Raw genomic sequence first — 16,982 nt, 5'->3', positions numbered from 1 at the left:
ATTTTAATTCTTGCCTACGTTTTGGCTACGCCATTCAATCAATTTGTTTAGTCCTTCCTCAAGCTCGTATTTATATTTAAAGCCAAGTTCTTGTTCGGCTTTTTGACGGCTTCCGATTCTGTTTTGTACAAATTGGCGGGCATCGTCTTCTGAATATGGCTTATAAGTAACTTTAAGATCCGAATTTTTCAAACGCAAAATAGTATCGCAAAGTTCTTTAATAGATGTCTGAATTTCCGTTCCCACATTGTAAAATCCGAATGGAGTATCGCTTTTTAAGGCATCAACATTGCAACGCGCAACATCTTCTACATAAATAAAATCATACGCCTGACTTCCGTCCCCATTAATTGTGGGAGCTTCATTAGCATCAATTTTATTCAACATAATAGGAATAACGCCGGTATAAGCAGCAGTCTGATCTTGATGAGGTCCATAAACATTCATATAACGCAATCCTATTACCTCTAATCCATAACGGTCATAGAATGCAGTAGCCATAGCTTCTCCTGCAATTTTAGTTGCCCCGTAGAAATTTTTATTATTAAACGGGTGCTCTTCAGTCATAGGAACCTGCACAGCATCGCCATATACAGAAGCTGAAGATGACCAGATTAGTTTCTTGATATTATTCTTCACACATGCTTCAAGCACATTAAAAGTACCGGCCATATTTACTTCAAATGCGGTGCGGGGATAATCCTTGCAATGCAATAACCACATTGCAGCCAGACAAAATACATAGTCCTTTCCCTTAACGGCATCATTCAAAATATCAATTTCACGAATATCTCCACCGATAGGAAAAATGCTACACCTGGGATCTTTTAATGATTCTGTTAAATAATCCTTTTGGCCTCTGGCAAAGTTATCATAAACGACTACTTCTGCTACATCTTCTTTTAATAGTTCAGAAACTACAAAACTGCCAATAAAGCCGGCGCCTCCAATTACTAATATCTTACTATCTTTTAAGTTCATTTTATTCTATTTAAGAGCATAAATTTTTTCAATGATATCAACAATCTTTAACCCTTCCAATGCGTTGGTGGTAATAGTTGCTCTTCCCTTTAAAACATCAACTACATTTTCAATTACATAATGGTGGTTTGCTGCTGAACCTTTATAAGCGCCGTAATCATTACCCGGATTAGTGGGTGCTAATTCCGGCATAACATAATCCTTCACATGACAATACTCTACTTTATCCATATATTGACCGCCAATTTTAACCGACCCGTTTTCCGCTATAATGGTCATTGAACTTTCCAGATTCTGATTCCAGATTGAGGTAGAATAATTGATACATCCCATGCCGTCATTTACAAAATCAAAATTAACAAACCCGCTATCTTCAAAGTCTGTCAAGTCTTTATGGTTAAAATCATTAAACTTTGCCTGAATATTTGAAATATCACCAAACAACCAGTACATGATATCAATGAAATGTGAGAATTGGGTAAACAATGTTCCTCCATCTAAATCTTTCTTACCATGCCAACTGTCGTTTTTATAATAGCGATTATCTCTGTTCCAATAGCAATTTAATTGTACCATGAATATCTTTCCCAGCTTGCCGCTTTCAATCAAATCTTTTACCCAGACAGATGGAGGAGAATATCTGTTTTGCATTACGGCAAATACTTGCTTATGTACATGCAGGGCTTTAAAAATTACCTTTTCAGCATCAGACTTATTTAATGCCATAGGTTTTTCAATGACGATATGTTTTCTTGCTTCTAAGGCTTGCAAAGCCTGGTTAGCATGAAATCCATTAGGGGACGCTATGTTTATTACATCAGCCTCAATGCCGGATTGCAAAAATTCTTCAAGAGACTTAAAAAAAGGCACATCAAAATGATCAATATTCAGTTGATCTTTCTCTTTTACGTCAATTAATGCCACTAATTCGCTTTCACTATTACGGCTCACCATTTCGGCATGGCGTTTTCCTATATGGCCACAACCAACCACGGCAAATTTTACTTTTTGTTCTGAAGTCTGCATGAACAGTATTTACTTTATTCTTTTAACAATTTTATTTTCAAGTCTATATTCCTGACTGCTTTCAGCACAAATTGCATGTCCATCTGCATCAAAAGCCAAACGATATCCATATTCACTCATCCAGCCTATTTGTTTAGCAGGATTTCCAACAACTAAAGCGTAAGCCGGCACCGATTTTGTTACAACGGCTCCGGCTCCTATAAAAGCATATTCTCCGATATCATGGCCGCAGACTATAGTAGCATTTGCACCAATAGATGCTCCTTTACCAACATTCGTTTTTGAATACTGCCCTCTTCTATTTACACCGCTTCTTGGATTCGTAACATTCGTAAATACCATAGAAGGCCCAAGAAATACATCATCATCACAAGTCACACCTTCATATATAGAAACATTATTTTGAACTTTTACATTTCTGCCCAAAACCACATTGGGAAAAATTACACAATTCTGTCCTATATTACTTCCTTCTCCTATAATACACTTAGGCATTATATGACAAAAATGCCAGATTTTTACTCCGTTTCCGATGGTACATCCTTCATCAATAACAGCTGATTCATGTACAAAAAATGATTCCAATTTTATCGTTGTTTAATTACTAAATAATATTATAATCTGGAATCAATAAGATTCCTGTTCAGGAACGATTTTGTATCAAATAAAACAGCATCATTACCATTTTTGATTTCTTTGAAGTCTAAATTGATAAATTCATTATGAGATACAGCCAATATTATAGCTTCGTATTTATCATCAATATTATCAATCAAATCAATACCATATTCTTCTTTTACTTCATGGTTGTTTGCATGCGGATCATAAACATCTACAACCAGGCCAAATTGTTCTAGCTCATTATAAATATCAATCACCCTTGAATTACGTATATCAGGGCAATTTTCTTTAAATGTCATGCCTAAAATCAACGCCTTTGCTCCTGCAACTTTATGACCTTTACCAATCAGAAGCTTTACAACCTTATTAGCTACAAACATACCCATATTATCATTAACCCTTCGGCCGGAGAGTATAACTTGCGGATAATATCCTAACGATTCTGCTTTATGTGCCAAATAATACGGGTCAACACCAATACAATGGCCGCCAACTAATCCCGGTTTATATTTCAGAAAATTCCATTTGGTTCCTGCAGCTTCTAATACATCAGTAGTATCAATACCAATTCTGTCAAAAATTAAAGCTAATTCGTTTACAAAAGAGATATTTACATCACGCTGTGCATTTTCAATAGCTTTTGAAGCTTCGGCAACTTTTAAACTTGGCGCCTTATGGGTTCCGGCGGTGATAATAGAAGCATAAAGGCTATCTACAATGTCCGCAATTTCAGGAGTAGACCCTGAAGTAACCTTTTTGATTTTTGTAAGTGTATTTACTTTATCTCCCGGATTAATTCTTTCGGGAGAATAACCACAATAAAAATCTGAATTAAATTTAAGGCCGGAGTATTTTTCCAATACGGGTACACAATCTTCTTCTGTACATCCCGGATAAACAGTAGATTCATATATTACGATATCCCCTTTCTTTAAAATGCTTCCAAGCATTTTGGATGCGCCGATAAGCGGTCCTAAGTCGGGCGCCTTAAACTGATTGATAGGCGTAGGAACAGTGACAATAAAAACATTGCACTGTTTCAACGTTTCCATATCATTGCTAAAGAATAAATTCTTTTGTTTTATTGCATAAGACAAATCCTCTAAGTTAGCTTCTTTAGTACTATCATTTCCTTCTCCCAGTTCTTTTATTCTTTCTTCCTTTATATCGAAACCGACTGTTTTATACTTTTTTGAAAATTCAATTGCAAGTGGTAACCCTACATACCCTAAGCCTATTATAGCAATTTTTATATTATTATTCATTCTGGTATTTAATACAACATTTTTAATAATGATATTATAAAGAACCTTTTTGTTCCATTAGCTGTTCATAGTCTTTTTATACAAGCGTCTTACAAACAGGAACCCTATAGTCAATAATCCGAAAACGATGGCAAAAACAATACCGTAAAAGATTTTTGGTTTTGTAACTACTGATAAAGGATAACTTGGTACATCAATTTGTTTGATAAGGGGCGTTTCCTGAGCTAAGAGCATCTGCTTCATCTCCAAATTCTTAACCAATTCAACATATATAGCTCTGTTAGCCTCAATATCTATTTGCTTTCTCTGTGGAGGAACTCTTAAAATAGTTTTATTGGGATTGGCATACGGAACGTTATCGACTGATGTTGCAGCTTCTACTGATTGATTGTTTAATAATGCTCTTGTATAATTGGTCTTTTGTTCTAAAACCTGAATTTCGTTTGATATTTTTTGAGTCTGAGTTTCAATGTAATAGCTGTTTACAATTTCAACGAGTACATCACAAAACAACTTTGAAAACTTTTCATCCTTTGAACTTACAGTCACCGTTATTATCCCATTCGATTTTGGCATCTCCTCTACTTTCATATAATTGGGAGCCTTCACATACTCAACTACTTCTTTAATAACAGCATTCTGTTCTAATGAAAGATTATTAAGGCTATCTCCTACTTTGAAGATATTTCCTTTATATACTTTATTAAGGCCACTTTCCTTTAAAAAAAGATTTAAAAGGAGATCTTTATGAGTATTGTCGGTTGAAACAGGAGTCAATAATACCTCACTCAACATAAGGTTACTTTGATATAACCATAAAATATTTTTGGAACTATTAAATAGCCCTCTTGCATCTTCACCGCCTACATCAAGACCCAATGCGGAAAGACCACTTAAGCCATTGCTTCCATTATTTTCATCTAAAACAAAAGTATTTTTGGCAACATATAAAGGCGGCTTCCTGTAAGCATAAAGAAACCCCAACAAAAAACCGATGATTGCAATGATTAAAATAATTAAAATCTTCGATTTGAAATATTTTAACCAATCCTGAATGGAGGTAAAAACTTCTTTTAGCGTCATCTCCTCTTTCTTGTCACTATTGCGCATATTTTGCTCTTTAAGTTTCAGTACAATATTATTTCAACAATTCCGGTTTTTCTCTTTCCAGTCTTTCGTATATCTCCTTCACATGTTGTGCCTTATCTTTTGGCATCACCAATATTGCATCGTCTGTTTCTACTAATATTAAATTCTCCAGGCCAATAAATTCAACATGCTTCTCAGAGCCCAAAACTAAATTGCCACCAACATTCTCTTTTGACTCCTTTCCTAAATATTCCCATACAGACTCAAAAGAACCAAGATCACTCCATTCAAAACTGAATGGAACAACTTTTATTTTCTTTGAATGTTCCATTACAGCATAATCCACGCTGATTGATGGAATTTTCATCATTTCATCCAATGGCAAAAATCCATCTTTTATATTATCTATAGTTTTACCGGCAGTCTCATAAACTTCCGGAGCATATTGTTTTAGTTCATCCAGATAAACAGATACTTTAAAACAAAAAAAACCGGCATTCCATAAATATTTTCTGCTGGAAACATATTCTTTTGCAAGTTCCAATGCAGGCTTCTCTTTAAAGGATAATACATTCATGTCACTATCGTGCTCTATATATCCATAACCGGTTTCGGGTCTTGTCGGTGTTGCCCCAAAAGTTACTATATACCCCTGCTCAGCAAGCTTAACCGCATCATTAATTGCTTTTTTATAGCTTTCAAATCCTTTAATAATATGATCCGAAGGGGTGACAATCAAAATATCATCTGGGCCAGCAGAAAAGGCAGCGAAAGCAATGGAAGCTGATGTATTTCTCGGAACAGCTTCAATTATTTCAGTATAATCATCGATACCACATTGTTCAAAATCAACTCTTGAAAGCTTGTAATTATCGATACTACCTACTACCTGGATATGATCTACCAAATCACGATTCCGTTCTGCACAAATCTGAAACAGCGTCTTACCATCAAACAGAGGAATATATTGCTTTGGCCTTGATTTTCTGGACAAGGGCCAGAGTCGGCTTCCCACACCACCTGATAATATTACATTGATTACTGCCATTCCTGATTCTTAAAAATAATTATCTGATTTACTCGTCTTGCTTTTGATTTTTAAAAGTGGCTCAATCTGTTCTTGAATAGTCATCTTCAAGCCTGATAATGTCATCTTCTCCAAAATAAGTTCCGAACTGGACTTCTATAATAATAAGCTTCTCTTTCGTATTGTTGGCAACTCTATGCTTTGCCCCTTGCGGAATTCGGACTACTTCGCCTGCAACATATTCTTTTATCTCGCCTTCTAATGTAACAGTCGCCACACCGCTTACAATTGTCCAAACTTCTGCTCTATATTTATGATATTGATAGCTTAATCTTCCTCCCTGATTTACTTCAATATGTTTTACTTTATGCGATGTCGAGTCTTCAAGCACCCAATATTCACCCCAGGGTCTTACATCATGTTCAAGAGCGTTCATTAATTTTAATTTAGTATCCGTAAATTAATTACTTATTAGCGTTTACAATAGCATATATAATGGCAGCTACAGATGCCATACTTGCTGTCAACCCTACCCATGTTTGTGCAACTGATGCACCGTCTCTTTCTTTTCTTGGTTTCCTTCTCGGTATAAAAATTTCAGCACCCGGTTCTATATTAGGGTAATTTCTAAAGAAAAGAAAACTCCGGGTAGATTTCGTATCCCCATTGGCATATAAAACATACGCATCACTCGCTTTTGCATCCTCCGTAAAGCCACCGCTTCTGCTTATATATTCCCTGAGACTTTTACCATTTGTATAAACAATTGTTTTAGGTGAATACACTTCCCCTGTTACTTTTACCGTTTGCAAGGTTCTTGGTACATTGATAACATCCCCATCCAACACAATCAAATCTTTTTTACCTTTTGGCTTCTCCATAATCTCCGGTAAATTAATACCAACGAAATCATTCCTTTTGGTTTGATTGTTTATCAGTCCGTTAAGCATGCTTGTATCAGCTATTTCTTCTTTTTGGCGCTGTAACAAAAGTTGCTTTTTATATTCCTGTTGTTCGGCATCACTTTGGGTTTCAATCAAATCATGTCTTTTAAGTGATGCTCCTTTCAAATTTGCAAACGCTGTAAAGCCATTAGCCCTGTTGATCACGTCCGAAATCCTGTCATTTTTTGTAATCAATGCAAATGTTCCGGGATTCATTACCTCACCTTCAATGGTAACAAACTGAGGCTTAACATATCCCGGCAATGCAAAAACAGAGACTACATCAAATGGCTCCAGTTTGAATTTCGAATCGGCGAGTTTTAGCTCAGGGTCTATCAAAACCTTTATAACCGTTGAAAGCTTTGCATCTTTTTTCTGCTTATCGCTGTCTTTCACGCGACGTGCTATCTCCACTTCCATCATATTGGCGCCATCAGCAAAGCCGCCACCGCTCAATATCAAATCTTCTACGGTCATGCCACTATGGAACGGGAATGTACCTGCAACCCTCACTTTTCCTGCAATACTCACCGTATAAGCATCCGTATAATCAAACAAAGATGACAATTGAATCTGGTCTTCCTTCTTTAACAAAATATCAGGGTCTGTTCCATCCATTATTCCTTTAACATAGAAAGGAATAACTTCTGCACTATTATCTTCTTTCTGACGTGTTATATAGCCTCTTTCAAGATAAGCATCTTCTTTTAATCCATCCGCTTTCAAAATCAATTCTCTCAACGTAAGACCATCTGTTAACTCAAAATCTCCGGGACGATAAACGGCACCGGCAATAGAAACTCTGTTTTCAACTTTATTCAGAATTCTGCTAACAGTATATTTATCACCTTTAAGCGGAGTATAACTTTCAAATTCAGTCCTCGGGATATCCTTAATTCGTTGCTGCCTGTCCGTAAGCTGAATTGCTTTTATACTGAATTTATAGGCAAGATCTGTAAAACCTCCGGCAAACCTTATAACATCACTCAACGTTTCTCCGGGCAGTACTTCGAAATAAGCAGGTCGCTTTACTTCGCCCTCCATACTTACTCTTACATTGTATTCCTTAACCTGTACAATATCACCATCTCTTAGTGTAATATTATTGCTTAAATCACCTTTCAATAAATAATCGTAGATATCTATCTGCGCAATCTGCTCATTATTTCTGATTACTCTAACGGCACGGAATGTTCCGTTATTGGTAATGCCGCCTGATTGATACAATGCATTAAAAACGGTGGTCAGAGATGAAACATCATAATCGCCCGGAGTCCTTACCTGACCTATAATATGAATATGGATGGTTCTGATATTGGTAATAGTTACATCTACATTCGTACCATTATCAACCGCAAACCTATTGGCTTTTAATTTTTCTTTTATAATAGTGGTTGCATTTTCAATTGTTCTTCCCGCAACAAAAACCTTGCCAAACTCCCGCAATGAAACAGAACCATCAGGTGTTACTATAGTATTAAAGCTTACAACAGAGTTTCCTGTCACATTTACTACAATTTTATCTCCGGGGCCTAATACATAATTTGAAGGGACAGGCCTGTTGGCTTCAGGGGCAAATGTAGAAGCGTTGTTATTGAATATTTCATTACCAAAGATCGGAAGCCCTGTTTCTATATTAATACCTCTATTCTCTTTCCTGGTTTTTTCAACCTCTGTGGTTTTTTGGGTGTTATTTTGATCTTGCTGCTGATCTGAATTATTGTCCTGCTTTTGGTCAGCCTGATCTTTATTCTGATCCATTATCTCCTTTATTTGCTCGGGTGTCACCGTGCTTGGATCAATGGTTGGAACGGTAGTCGGAGTTTGAGTTTTAGGTTGAGGTTGCTGTGCTGTTGCAAAATATGGACCCATAGTCAATACTAACACAGACAAGGCTTTTGAAAAATATTTAACTATACGATTCGGCATAATCAGTTTATAGACATTGATGGTTCAAAATATAAAACGACTCTTATATTTTTAATTGGTGGCGAAATTACAATTATTTTCAAGGTATTGAAAAATCACATTCATTAATAATTGTGGTTTAACATTCTTTAAATTTTCATGGCCTTGCCAACGCCAATACAATGATATTCAAAGCCTAATGATTCTAATTCTTTTTCGTTATAAATATTTCTTCCATCCAGAATCAAAGGATTTGTCATCAATTCCTTAACTTTTCCCCAATCAGGCAGTCTGAATTCGCGCCATTCGGTCAACAGCAACAGGGCATCTGCTCCTTCAAGAGCAGTATATTCATCATCTGTATAGTTAACCGGAACTGTAATATATCTGTGTACTTCTTTTATTGCAACCGGATCGTAGGCATTTACTTTTGCCCCTTCCTTTATAAGCTCATTAATGATTAAAATAGAAGGAGCTTCCCTCATATCATCAGTTTGCGGTTTAAAAGATAACCCCCAGATTGCTATCTTTTTGTCTTTAAGATCCCCTTTCATCAAATTTTTCAATTTGTGAAACAAAACCAGTTTCTGACGATTATTTACCTCTTCCACCACTTCAAGCATACGTAACGGATGCCCGTTATCGGCGCCTGTTTTCATCAGGGCTTTTACATCTTTCGGAAAACAAGCACCGCCATAGCCAATCCCTGCATATAAAAATTTATTGCCGATGCGCGGATCGGAACCAATGCCATTCCTTACCTGATTGATATCAGCCCCAAGGATTTCGCAAAGATTTGCAATATCATTCATGAAACTGATACGTGTAGCCAGCATAGCATTGGCAGCATATTTTGTCATTTCGGCTGAAGGAATATCCATAAAAATCATACGATATCCGTTCAAAAGAAAAGGTTTGTAAATCTGCTCTATTACTTTTCCTGCCCGTTCGCTATTCACGCCTACCACAATCCTGTCCGGACTCATAAAATCGCTGATGGCTGCTCCTTCTTTTAAAAATTCAGGATTAGAGGCCACATCAAACGGAATGCTTTTCCCATTCCGCTTCATTGAATCAGCAATAGCTTCTTTTACTTTCAGCGAAGAGCCGACAGGCACTGTGCTTTTTGTAATTATTACAGCATAATCTTCCAGATATGTACCTATTTCATCTGCAACGGCAATCACATATTTCAAATCAGCGCTACCGTCTTCGCCTTCCGGCGTTCCTACTGCAATAAAAATAGCATCGGTTTCCGCAATATTCTCCTTTATGGAAGTTGTAAAAGTCAATCTTCCTTTTTGCGCATTCCGGTGAACAATTTCTTCGAGCCCCGGTTCATAGATCGGCAAAATGCCACGGTTCAGATTTTCTATTTTCTGCTGATCCACATCCACACACACCACTTCCACGCCAACATCACTCAGACAGGCACCGGTTACAAGTCCAACATATCCGGTACCAACAACTATAATTTTCATGATTGCTTTTTAAAAAAAATGTCCCTGATTCGTGTTATTTCACTGTTATGGCTTGTCCCATTTTTAAAGTGTCTGACCGACGCTCTCTGATATAAACCAAACTGTATAGTAACAGAAATGCAAGCATTACCAATACTAATGCAAATCCGTCGTTAAGAAATAAAACTACAAATATAGCAGCAATAGCTTGTAAAGGCAATATTATTAATGCAGGTGCATAAGCTTTGCCATTGGCTCTGTTGCGGAACAATAACTGGTGTAAGTGAAAATCATCTGATTTCAACGGAGAAATCTTATCGTAAAATATTTTACGGAATGTTGAAAAAACAACTTCACAAAGGGGATAAATCAAAATGGCGGGTAGTAATAATGGAGAAACTATTTGGTTATGGCTTTGTATGGTAATGATACCAATAGCGGCAAGCATAAAACCTAATAAATAAGCACCGCCGTCTCCCAAAAAGATCTTTCCGTCGGGAAAATTGTAAATCAGGAAGGAGAATACAGCTGCACACATTACCAGGCAGATGTAGAACAACGAGGTATCTTTTAGCAAAAAGGAAATAACCGAAAAGGAAACAAAACTTATAAGGACCGTCCCTGAAGCCAGGCCGTTTTGTCCATCTGTAAAATTGACGCCGTTAACCATTGCCACAATAAAAACAACGCTTGCTATCATTCCGATTACTGCAGGAACTATTACAAAACCCCAATTGGTCAATAAACTGGCGGGAATCATTATAAAAGCCATTACAGGGGAAAGACACATGATGGCCAACCTTTGTGTGGGACTTATTTTACCGGAATAATCTTCTAAAAATCCGGCAACAAAAGCGGGAATAGCGGCAAGAATTAAATAACCCCCCAAAAGATTATCATTCAGGATAAACATGGAGGAAAGAAAAATACCAAGACCGCCTATGCGTGGCGTCGGTTTTTCATGCACTTTCTGAATCTTATCGTGCTCGTCCAAAAAGATACCTTTCCTATGCGTAACCTCAATCACCAGATAGTGAACGAGTAGGGATAAGGAAAAAGCAATCAGAATGTAAAAATATTGTACTTCATGCAACATGATGGAAATTTATTGCTTTCCTAACGAACCTTTCATCTGTTTAGTATTCATTAGCGACATTTAATTTAAAGATTTTAAAAAAACGTGATTCCTGCTTTTAAAGAATAAAATTAATAAGCAGGATTCATGACTGTTTATCGGATCTCCTATAAAAAACTTTATCATTCCTAAGAAATCTCAATAAAAAGATTTCCGCGAAATGATAAAGAACATTGATTGATAATATATAACAACTGCCGGAATTAAACAGCAGCCGGTTGATGTAAAATATCCAGAAACTCGCTCGACGCTGCTTCAATTTTATTTACATTTTTATTAATCTGTGCATTCAGGTATTTATCTGCCACATAAGCCAGCAAGCCAATAATCAAACCCACGGCCGATGTTACCATTTTGGTATAAATACCACCTGCAATCGTTCCTATTTCAAAAGTATTGGTATGCTGTATATTGGAAAACAAAATAATCATACCGGCAATGGTTCCCAGAAACCCAAACATAGGCGCAATACCAGCAATGGTTGAAAGAATACCCAGATTTTTCTCCATCTGATATACTTCCAGTTTTCCCGAGCTTTCCATCGATTTCTCAATATGATCCATCGGTTTGCCAATGCGGCTGATACCTTTACTTATAACCCTGGGCACCGACCCTTCATAGTTCTTACAAAGCGACTGAGCGCCTGAAATACTGCCTTCCGTAATTTTTTCTCTTATACGCAGCATGAAATCATTGGGTGCTTTTCCCGCTTTCTTAATAGCCAGATACCTTTCAATAAATATATAGACGGCTAAAAGACTGCAAATGGCAAGTGGTATCATCAAAACACCGCCTTCTTTTAATAAAAACCAAAGTGATAATTGCTCCGGAGCAGCGGGAGTAACAGCTTGCGTCATTTGCGCAACGGTATCGGCAGGTATTTGTAAGAATAAATTCCAGGACATTTAATGTAGGATGGTTTTAATTGTATATCGGGCAAATATACAAAAGCAAATATTAAAACCCCGCCGGAATTAGCCGGCAGGGTTTAATGAAGCGTTATTTTTTATGATTGAATTGCTTTATCGTTAATTTATTCTATTGTCAGATGATGTCATTGTCTGAAACGATTATTCCACAAATAGAAGGTGGCATTAAAATCATTAAGCAATTAAACCGTCAATCAACGGAATTACCCGATGCTAACCAATTCGATATCGAAAACAAGGGCTTTGCCGGCCAATGGATGATTGGCATCCAATACCACGCTGTCTTCTTTTACTTCATGCACAATAACCGGAAAATGATTGCCCTGGTTATCGCTTAAATGCAATTGAACGCCTACTTCCGGCTTCAAATCTTCAGGAAATTCAGATTTAGGAAATTCAATAAAATTTTCCGCAGCTGCAGGGCCGTAAGCCTCTTCAACAGGGATGTTTACTGTTTTCTTGTCACCAATTTTCATATCGATTAAGGCATCATCAAAACCTTTAATCACCTGACCTTCGCCTACCGTAAATTGCAATGGCTCGCGACCTTCTGAACTGTCAAATGTAGTTCCGTCTGTTAATTTTCCGTGGTAATGCACATTTACGGTATCGCCCGCTTTCACTGTTGACATAGTTGTTTCCCTTTTTTGACTGGGTTAAAAAAATAAAAAATAGCCTGCAATTTACTTTTATTTGAGAAAATAGCAAATAAGCACAGATTTTATATTTGTTAAGAATGAAAAATGAGTGTTGATTCAATAACCTGCTTCGCTTTAGCTAAACAATTTTATTTGCTGAATAGTTGAAATGTTTTTACCGTTATTTTTTAAAAACAAGCAAGAACTGCACACTTTCTTGCTGTTGAAAGCAGGGAATTCCACCTTTACATAATGAGTGGAAATATCAAATGCATTATTGGCCAGAGCACAAGCCGGATGCGGCTGAAAGGCATTTGATATTTTGAAACAGTAATTTAAATGTGTAAAAGAATGAACAAAAATTTTATAGTAGTGGTGCTTCCGCTGACGGACACGGACGATTACATAGATATACCAAAATGTGCCTTTTTCAGCGAAATAGATGAAGCTAAAGAATATATAGAAAAGATGGTGTTTAAAGAAACGGGCGATTATTATGCATTGCCCAATAAACCTTCCGACATCAGGATTAAGCTATCTGATAAAATATTGGAATTATGGGTATGTTATATACCAAATCCTGTTTTCCTGAATTAAACGGCAAACAGGATTTCTCCGCACGAATTGCAATTAAAGATGATTTCGTACTCAATGTCATTAACTAAAAAGCTAAGCATATGTTTCTATGTATTTTATTTAAACCACATAGAGACATAGGCAATTATTTAGAATGGAGTTGTGCTGAAAGGGCGCATAGAAAACAAGTTTTAACATAGTCAATTGTTAGCTTCGAAGCGAAGCTTTGCTATGAGGAACTATTGTATTCTTTCTACAAATCTTAATCCTATGTGGCTATGTGTTTCAATTAAACCACAGTTTCTCCTGCACGGCGGCATTAATTTAAATAGCATACAGGCCCTTATTTATTCATTAATAACCTGATATCGGCCATTTCCGTCCTGATATCCCGCATTTCTTTCCGCAAATCTTCAAAGTAAGGACGCAGATCGGTGCTGTGTACTTCCCTTACTTTAAACATGCTTACAATATCTTTTAGATGGCGCTTATAGGGTTTATATATTTCGTTATCGCTTACTAATTCCAGGGTTTTTTCATTCTCCATATATACCCTTTTACATACCAGTCCGTCCTGCTTGTCCAGAATGGCATAAATATAGCCCTGCCTGATATCAGATATATCTGTAACAAGCGTGGCTACTGCTTTGTCGCTGTCCTTTATGGTGCTGTGCATGCTGTCGCCGCTGATGGGCACCCTGATGTGCAGGCCCGGGCCAAGGTGGGGCAGATATAAATTAGGCTCCCGCATCATTCTGTCTGCATCCAGCAAAAACAAGGCTTCGCCTGCGGCTGCCTTACTTTCAAAATCATATACATTATAGGTGTACTCTGTCAGCGAGTCTGTTGCTGCATTGCCCAAAGCATTCGATTTGCTTTTTGAGGAAGATTCGTCCGATAAATCATTGGCCAGTAAAAGTCCTATATCAATTCCAAAAAAATCGGATAATCTGAATAAATCTTCGAAAGACGGCTGTGAAAGGTTGTTCTCCCAGCTGCTGATGGCAGTGGTACGTTTATTAACCAGTATGGCAATGTCAGACTGGCTTTTGACTGTTTTTTTTCTTAAAAACTTAAGGTTACTTCCGAAATAATTATTAAGCATGGCTACAGAAATTAAAACGATAAAAATAATCCGATTTTTTTGGATTTCCGACATAATCGGATTATTTTTGTATTCGGCAATAAAAGTACGAAATATTCGGAATAAAATGCGCATTATTCCTTTTAAATCGAAAAATAAACTGATTGGCCGCTGCACAATATTCCGGATGTATGGCAGACGAGGCGCGGCATCAGGCCGGATTTGCAGAATACAAATGTTTGAATTTTTATAACCCTATCTAATTTTAATTTTATTATGGCTTACAATCGTCGTAATTACCTGAAAAACGTTGGCTACATTGTAGCCGTTTACAATCAAGTAAAGCAACCGGATATACCCGATACTTATATTCTGCGTTATGAATTTCCGAAGCATGGCATTTTCATAAGCTACCGCACCTGGATGAATATAAAAAACATACGCACCACCGAAATATACAGCGCCCTTCATTAAAAACGGCGCGCCTATGGGTAAAAGCATTGCCCGGCCTGATAAAAGAAACGATGCACAGATATTAAAGCATCCGCAAAAAGCATTAAGAAAGTCAGGGCAACTGCAAAAAATGCCGGCGCAAAGCAGTTTTTAAAAAACCAAAGCCAATCTTTGAAAGGAGATTGGCTTTTTCTATCCTTATCTGACCAAAGGAACAGCATTTACAGAACTTTTATCGGCACCGGTGAGATCTTTTGCCTCCGGATAGAGACAACCTTTGCGATAACCGTTTGGAAAGTAACGGAGACTAAGCTAATCTCTCCGACAGCTATTTGGATACGGATTGGAGTCATCTGACCCCTCAGACAGCTATTTGGATACAGATTGGAGCCATCTGACCCCTCCGACGGTCGGGCCAGTTACCATCTTAAACAATATCGTTGTCTTTCCGTGAACAATTTTATGCAGGGAAAAACTTACATTTGAGTTTTGAAAATACAGAAGTACATGGATAAAAAAATACACGAAGGCCGCAATGTGAAACGCTTCAGGGAAATGATGGGCATTAAGCAAGACGCCCTGGCATCTGACCTGGGCGATGACTGAAACCAGAAAAAGATTTCGCTGCTGGAGCAGAAAGAAACGATTGATTTGCTGTTGCTGCAACAAATAGCTGCGGTACTTAAAATACCTGTGGAAGCTTTTCAGAATTTTGATGAAGAACAGGCGGTGAATTTAATTTCTTGTAATTTTTCTGATAACGCGATGTTCAATAATAAAATTGAGGTGTTCAATAACAATCCAATCGAAGAAATAAAAAAACTTCATGACGAGAAGATTTCATTATTTGAAAGGATGCTAAAGGAAAAGGATGAAATGATGGAGCGGTTGGAGCGGTTGATTAATAAATAAAGTTTGGCCGGTAGGGAAAATAAACAAAACAACCGCTTCAAATCAATGAAGCGGTTGTTTTGTTTTACCTGTTTTTAAAAGTTGCGCTTATGTAATCTACTATTGATTCATCACCTGTGATTAATAAGCCAATATAGGTTTCTATTTCAACTTTAATAATTGAGTTTTTAAACCGTATATCGTAAGATTTATAATCTTGGGAGCCTGCAACTCCTTCAATCCCATTAGTAAAAGCTGCTCCTTCATTTATCAACAAGCGATTAAGATCATTTATCAGTTGCTCATCATATTCAGTTCCAAGTATTATCGTTTTTTGATTTTCCATACTGATTACTTTTTGAAATTTAAATCATTTCCTCGCTCTTCGTAGTCTTTAATCTGCTGTTGTACTATGTCTGCGGCTCAGGACAACATAGAATTTTAAAGCTCCATTTTGAGAAGAAACTTCCATTGTTCATTTCACTAATTGAGCTAATTCGCATTCCTCGATAAGAATTAAACCATATCCTCTTGTCGGCATACAAGTCCCTTTGAATAAAACTCTGTCTGATCTTTTTAAAAAAGATAATGCTGTAGAATCTTTCAAACGACATACTATGTCAAGACCTTGGATATTTTCAAGAAGTAAATCTTTATAATCTGTATCAATTCTATTAATGTAACCCATTATAAAAATGTTGCTGTCTTTAAACGTTCTTTTGTAAGCCGATGGATCCTTATGATAAAAGTCAGCCAATTCGTTGGCAGTTGTAATTTGCTGATCTAAATGAATGTGGATCATATTTACAGCATTTTCCAACTCCTTCTTCCTGCTATTATCTGAACAAGCCGAAAGAAAAATCAAAGAGCAAATAAATGTTTTCGCAACAAGGCTCCTATTAAGTGATTTAATCAAACTATTTAATTTCTAATGCTAAGTAAGCATTTTTCCTTC

18 protein-coding genes are annotated in these 16,982 nt (G+C 36.9%); 3 read left to right on the top strand and 15 right to left on the bottom strand.

The window, feature by feature from the left end; translation table 11 throughout:
• Positions 1-3: 3 nt before the first annotated feature.
• The 12 genes from F0919_RS14625 to F0919_RS14570 form a co-directional block, all read right to left on the bottom strand.
• Positions 4-981: an NAD-dependent epimerase/dehydratase family protein gene (locus F0919_RS14625; protein WP_150033508.1), complete on the bottom strand. Its 978-nt coding sequence runs from the start codon at positions 979-981 to the stop codon at positions 4-6.
• Positions 982-987: 6 nt separating this feature from the next.
• On the bottom strand, positions 988-2,007 hold the full coding sequence (locus F0919_RS14620) for a Gfo/Idh/MocA family protein (RefSeq protein ID WP_150033507.1): 1,020 nt from the start codon (positions 2,005-2,007) through the stop codon (positions 988-990).
• A 9-nt stretch (positions 2,008-2,016) separates the two neighbouring features.
• Entirely contained in the window at positions 2,017-2,592 is a 576-nt protein-coding gene (locus tag F0919_RS14615; protein ID WP_150033506.1) for an acyltransferase, read from the bottom strand.
• A gap of 29 nt (positions 2,593-2,621) precedes the next feature.
• Positions 2,622-3,893 carry a nucleotide sugar dehydrogenase gene (locus F0919_RS14610; protein WP_150033505.1) on the bottom strand — a complete coding sequence of 424 codons (1,272 nt, stop codon included), beginning with the start codon at positions 3,891-3,893 and terminating at the stop codon, positions 2,622-2,624.
• A 57-nt stretch (positions 3,894-3,950) separates the two neighbouring features.
• The gene (locus F0919_RS14605) at positions 3,951-5,003 is read right to left on the bottom strand and encodes a GumC domain-containing protein (protein WP_150033504.1); all 1,053 of its coding nucleotides are present in this window, start codon (positions 5,001-5,003) and stop codon (positions 3,951-3,953) included.
• Positions 5,004-5,031: 28 nt separating this feature from the next.
• Complete coding sequence (locus F0919_RS14600) at positions 5,032-6,030, bottom strand: mannose-1-phosphate guanylyltransferase (protein WP_150033503.1); 999 nt, start codon at positions 6,028-6,030, stop codon at positions 5,032-5,034.
• 61 nt (positions 6,031-6,091) lie between these two features.
• A complete protein-coding gene (locus F0919_RS14595) occupies positions 6,092-6,445 on the bottom strand; it encodes a phosphomannose isomerase type II C-terminal cupin domain (protein ID WP_150033502.1) in 354 nt (117 codons plus the stop codon).
• A gap of 28 nt (positions 6,446-6,473) precedes the next feature.
• A complete protein-coding gene (locus tag F0919_RS14590) occupies positions 6,474-8,882 on the bottom strand; it encodes an SLBB domain-containing protein (protein ID WP_150033501.1) in 2,409 nt (802 codons plus the stop codon).
• A 128-nt stretch (positions 8,883-9,010) separates the two neighbouring features.
• Positions 9,011-10,342, bottom strand: a complete 1,332-nt coding sequence (locus F0919_RS14585; RefSeq protein WP_150033500.1) for a UDP-glucose dehydrogenase family protein — start codon at positions 10,340-10,342, stop codon at positions 9,011-9,013.
• A gap of 34 nt (positions 10,343-10,376) precedes the next feature.
• Positions 10,377-11,417, bottom strand: coding sequence for a glycosyltransferase family 4 protein (locus tag F0919_RS14580; RefSeq protein WP_150033499.1), 1,041 nt, complete (start codon positions 11,415-11,417; stop codon positions 10,377-10,379).
• A gap of 242 nt (positions 11,418-11,659) precedes the next feature.
• On the bottom strand, positions 11,660-12,361 hold the full coding sequence (locus tag F0919_RS14575) for a MotA/TolQ/ExbB proton channel family protein (protein ID WP_150033498.1): 702 nt from the start codon (positions 12,359-12,361) through the stop codon (positions 11,660-11,662).
• 227 nt (positions 12,362-12,588) lie between these two features.
• The gene (locus F0919_RS14570; protein ID WP_150033497.1) at positions 12,589-13,017 is read right to left on the bottom strand and encodes an FKBP-type peptidyl-prolyl cis-trans isomerase; all 429 of its coding nucleotides are present in this window, start codon (positions 13,015-13,017) and stop codon (positions 12,589-12,591) included.
• 357 nt (positions 13,018-13,374) lie between these two features.
• Here F0919_RS14570 and F0919_RS14565 point away from each other — a divergent pair, with 357 nt between their 5' ends.
• Positions 13,375-13,620 (top strand): hypothetical protein, encoded by a 246-nt coding sequence (locus F0919_RS14565; protein WP_150033496.1) that lies wholly within the window; start codon positions 13,375-13,377, stop codon positions 13,618-13,620.
• 322 nt (positions 13,621-13,942) lie between these two features.
• Here the strand turns inward: F0919_RS14565 and F0919_RS14560 are convergent, their stop codons facing one another.
• Entirely contained in the window at positions 13,943-14,758 is an 816-nt protein-coding gene (locus F0919_RS14560; RefSeq protein WP_190277400.1) for a LexA family transcriptional regulator, read from the bottom strand.
• Between the two features lie 201 nt (positions 14,759-14,959).
• On the opposite strand from F0919_RS14560, the gene F0919_RS14555 reads away from it, so the two are divergent.
• Positions 14,960-15,157 (top strand): hypothetical protein, encoded by a 198-nt coding sequence (locus F0919_RS14555; protein ID WP_150033494.1) that lies wholly within the window; start codon positions 14,960-14,962, stop codon positions 15,155-15,157.
• A 636-nt stretch (positions 15,158-15,793) separates the two neighbouring features.
• A complete protein-coding gene (locus F0919_RS18680) occupies positions 15,794-16,048 on the top strand; it encodes a hypothetical protein (RefSeq protein WP_235903514.1) in 255 nt (84 codons plus the stop codon).
• Between the two features lie 64 nt (positions 16,049-16,112).
• On the opposite strand, the gene F0919_RS14545 is transcribed toward F0919_RS18680, so the two are convergent.
• Together F0919_RS14545 and F0919_RS14540 are read right to left on the bottom strand one after the other, a co-directional pair.
• Positions 16,113-16,373 (bottom strand): hypothetical protein, encoded by a 261-nt coding sequence (locus F0919_RS14545; RefSeq protein WP_150033493.1) that lies wholly within the window; start codon positions 16,371-16,373, stop codon positions 16,113-16,115.
• A gap of 129 nt (positions 16,374-16,502) precedes the next feature.
• A complete protein-coding gene (locus F0919_RS14540; protein WP_150033492.1) occupies positions 16,503-16,943 on the bottom strand; it encodes a hypothetical protein in 441 nt (146 codons plus the stop codon).
• Positions 16,944-16,982 lie beyond the last annotated feature (39 nt).

The sequence above is a fragment of the Taibaiella lutea genome (assembly GCF_008629695.1).
Classification (GTDB): domain Bacteria; phylum Bacteroidota; class Bacteroidia; order Chitinophagales; family Chitinophagaceae; genus Taibaiella; species Taibaiella lutea.
This window is presented reverse-complemented; position numbering and strand designations above follow the sequence as displayed.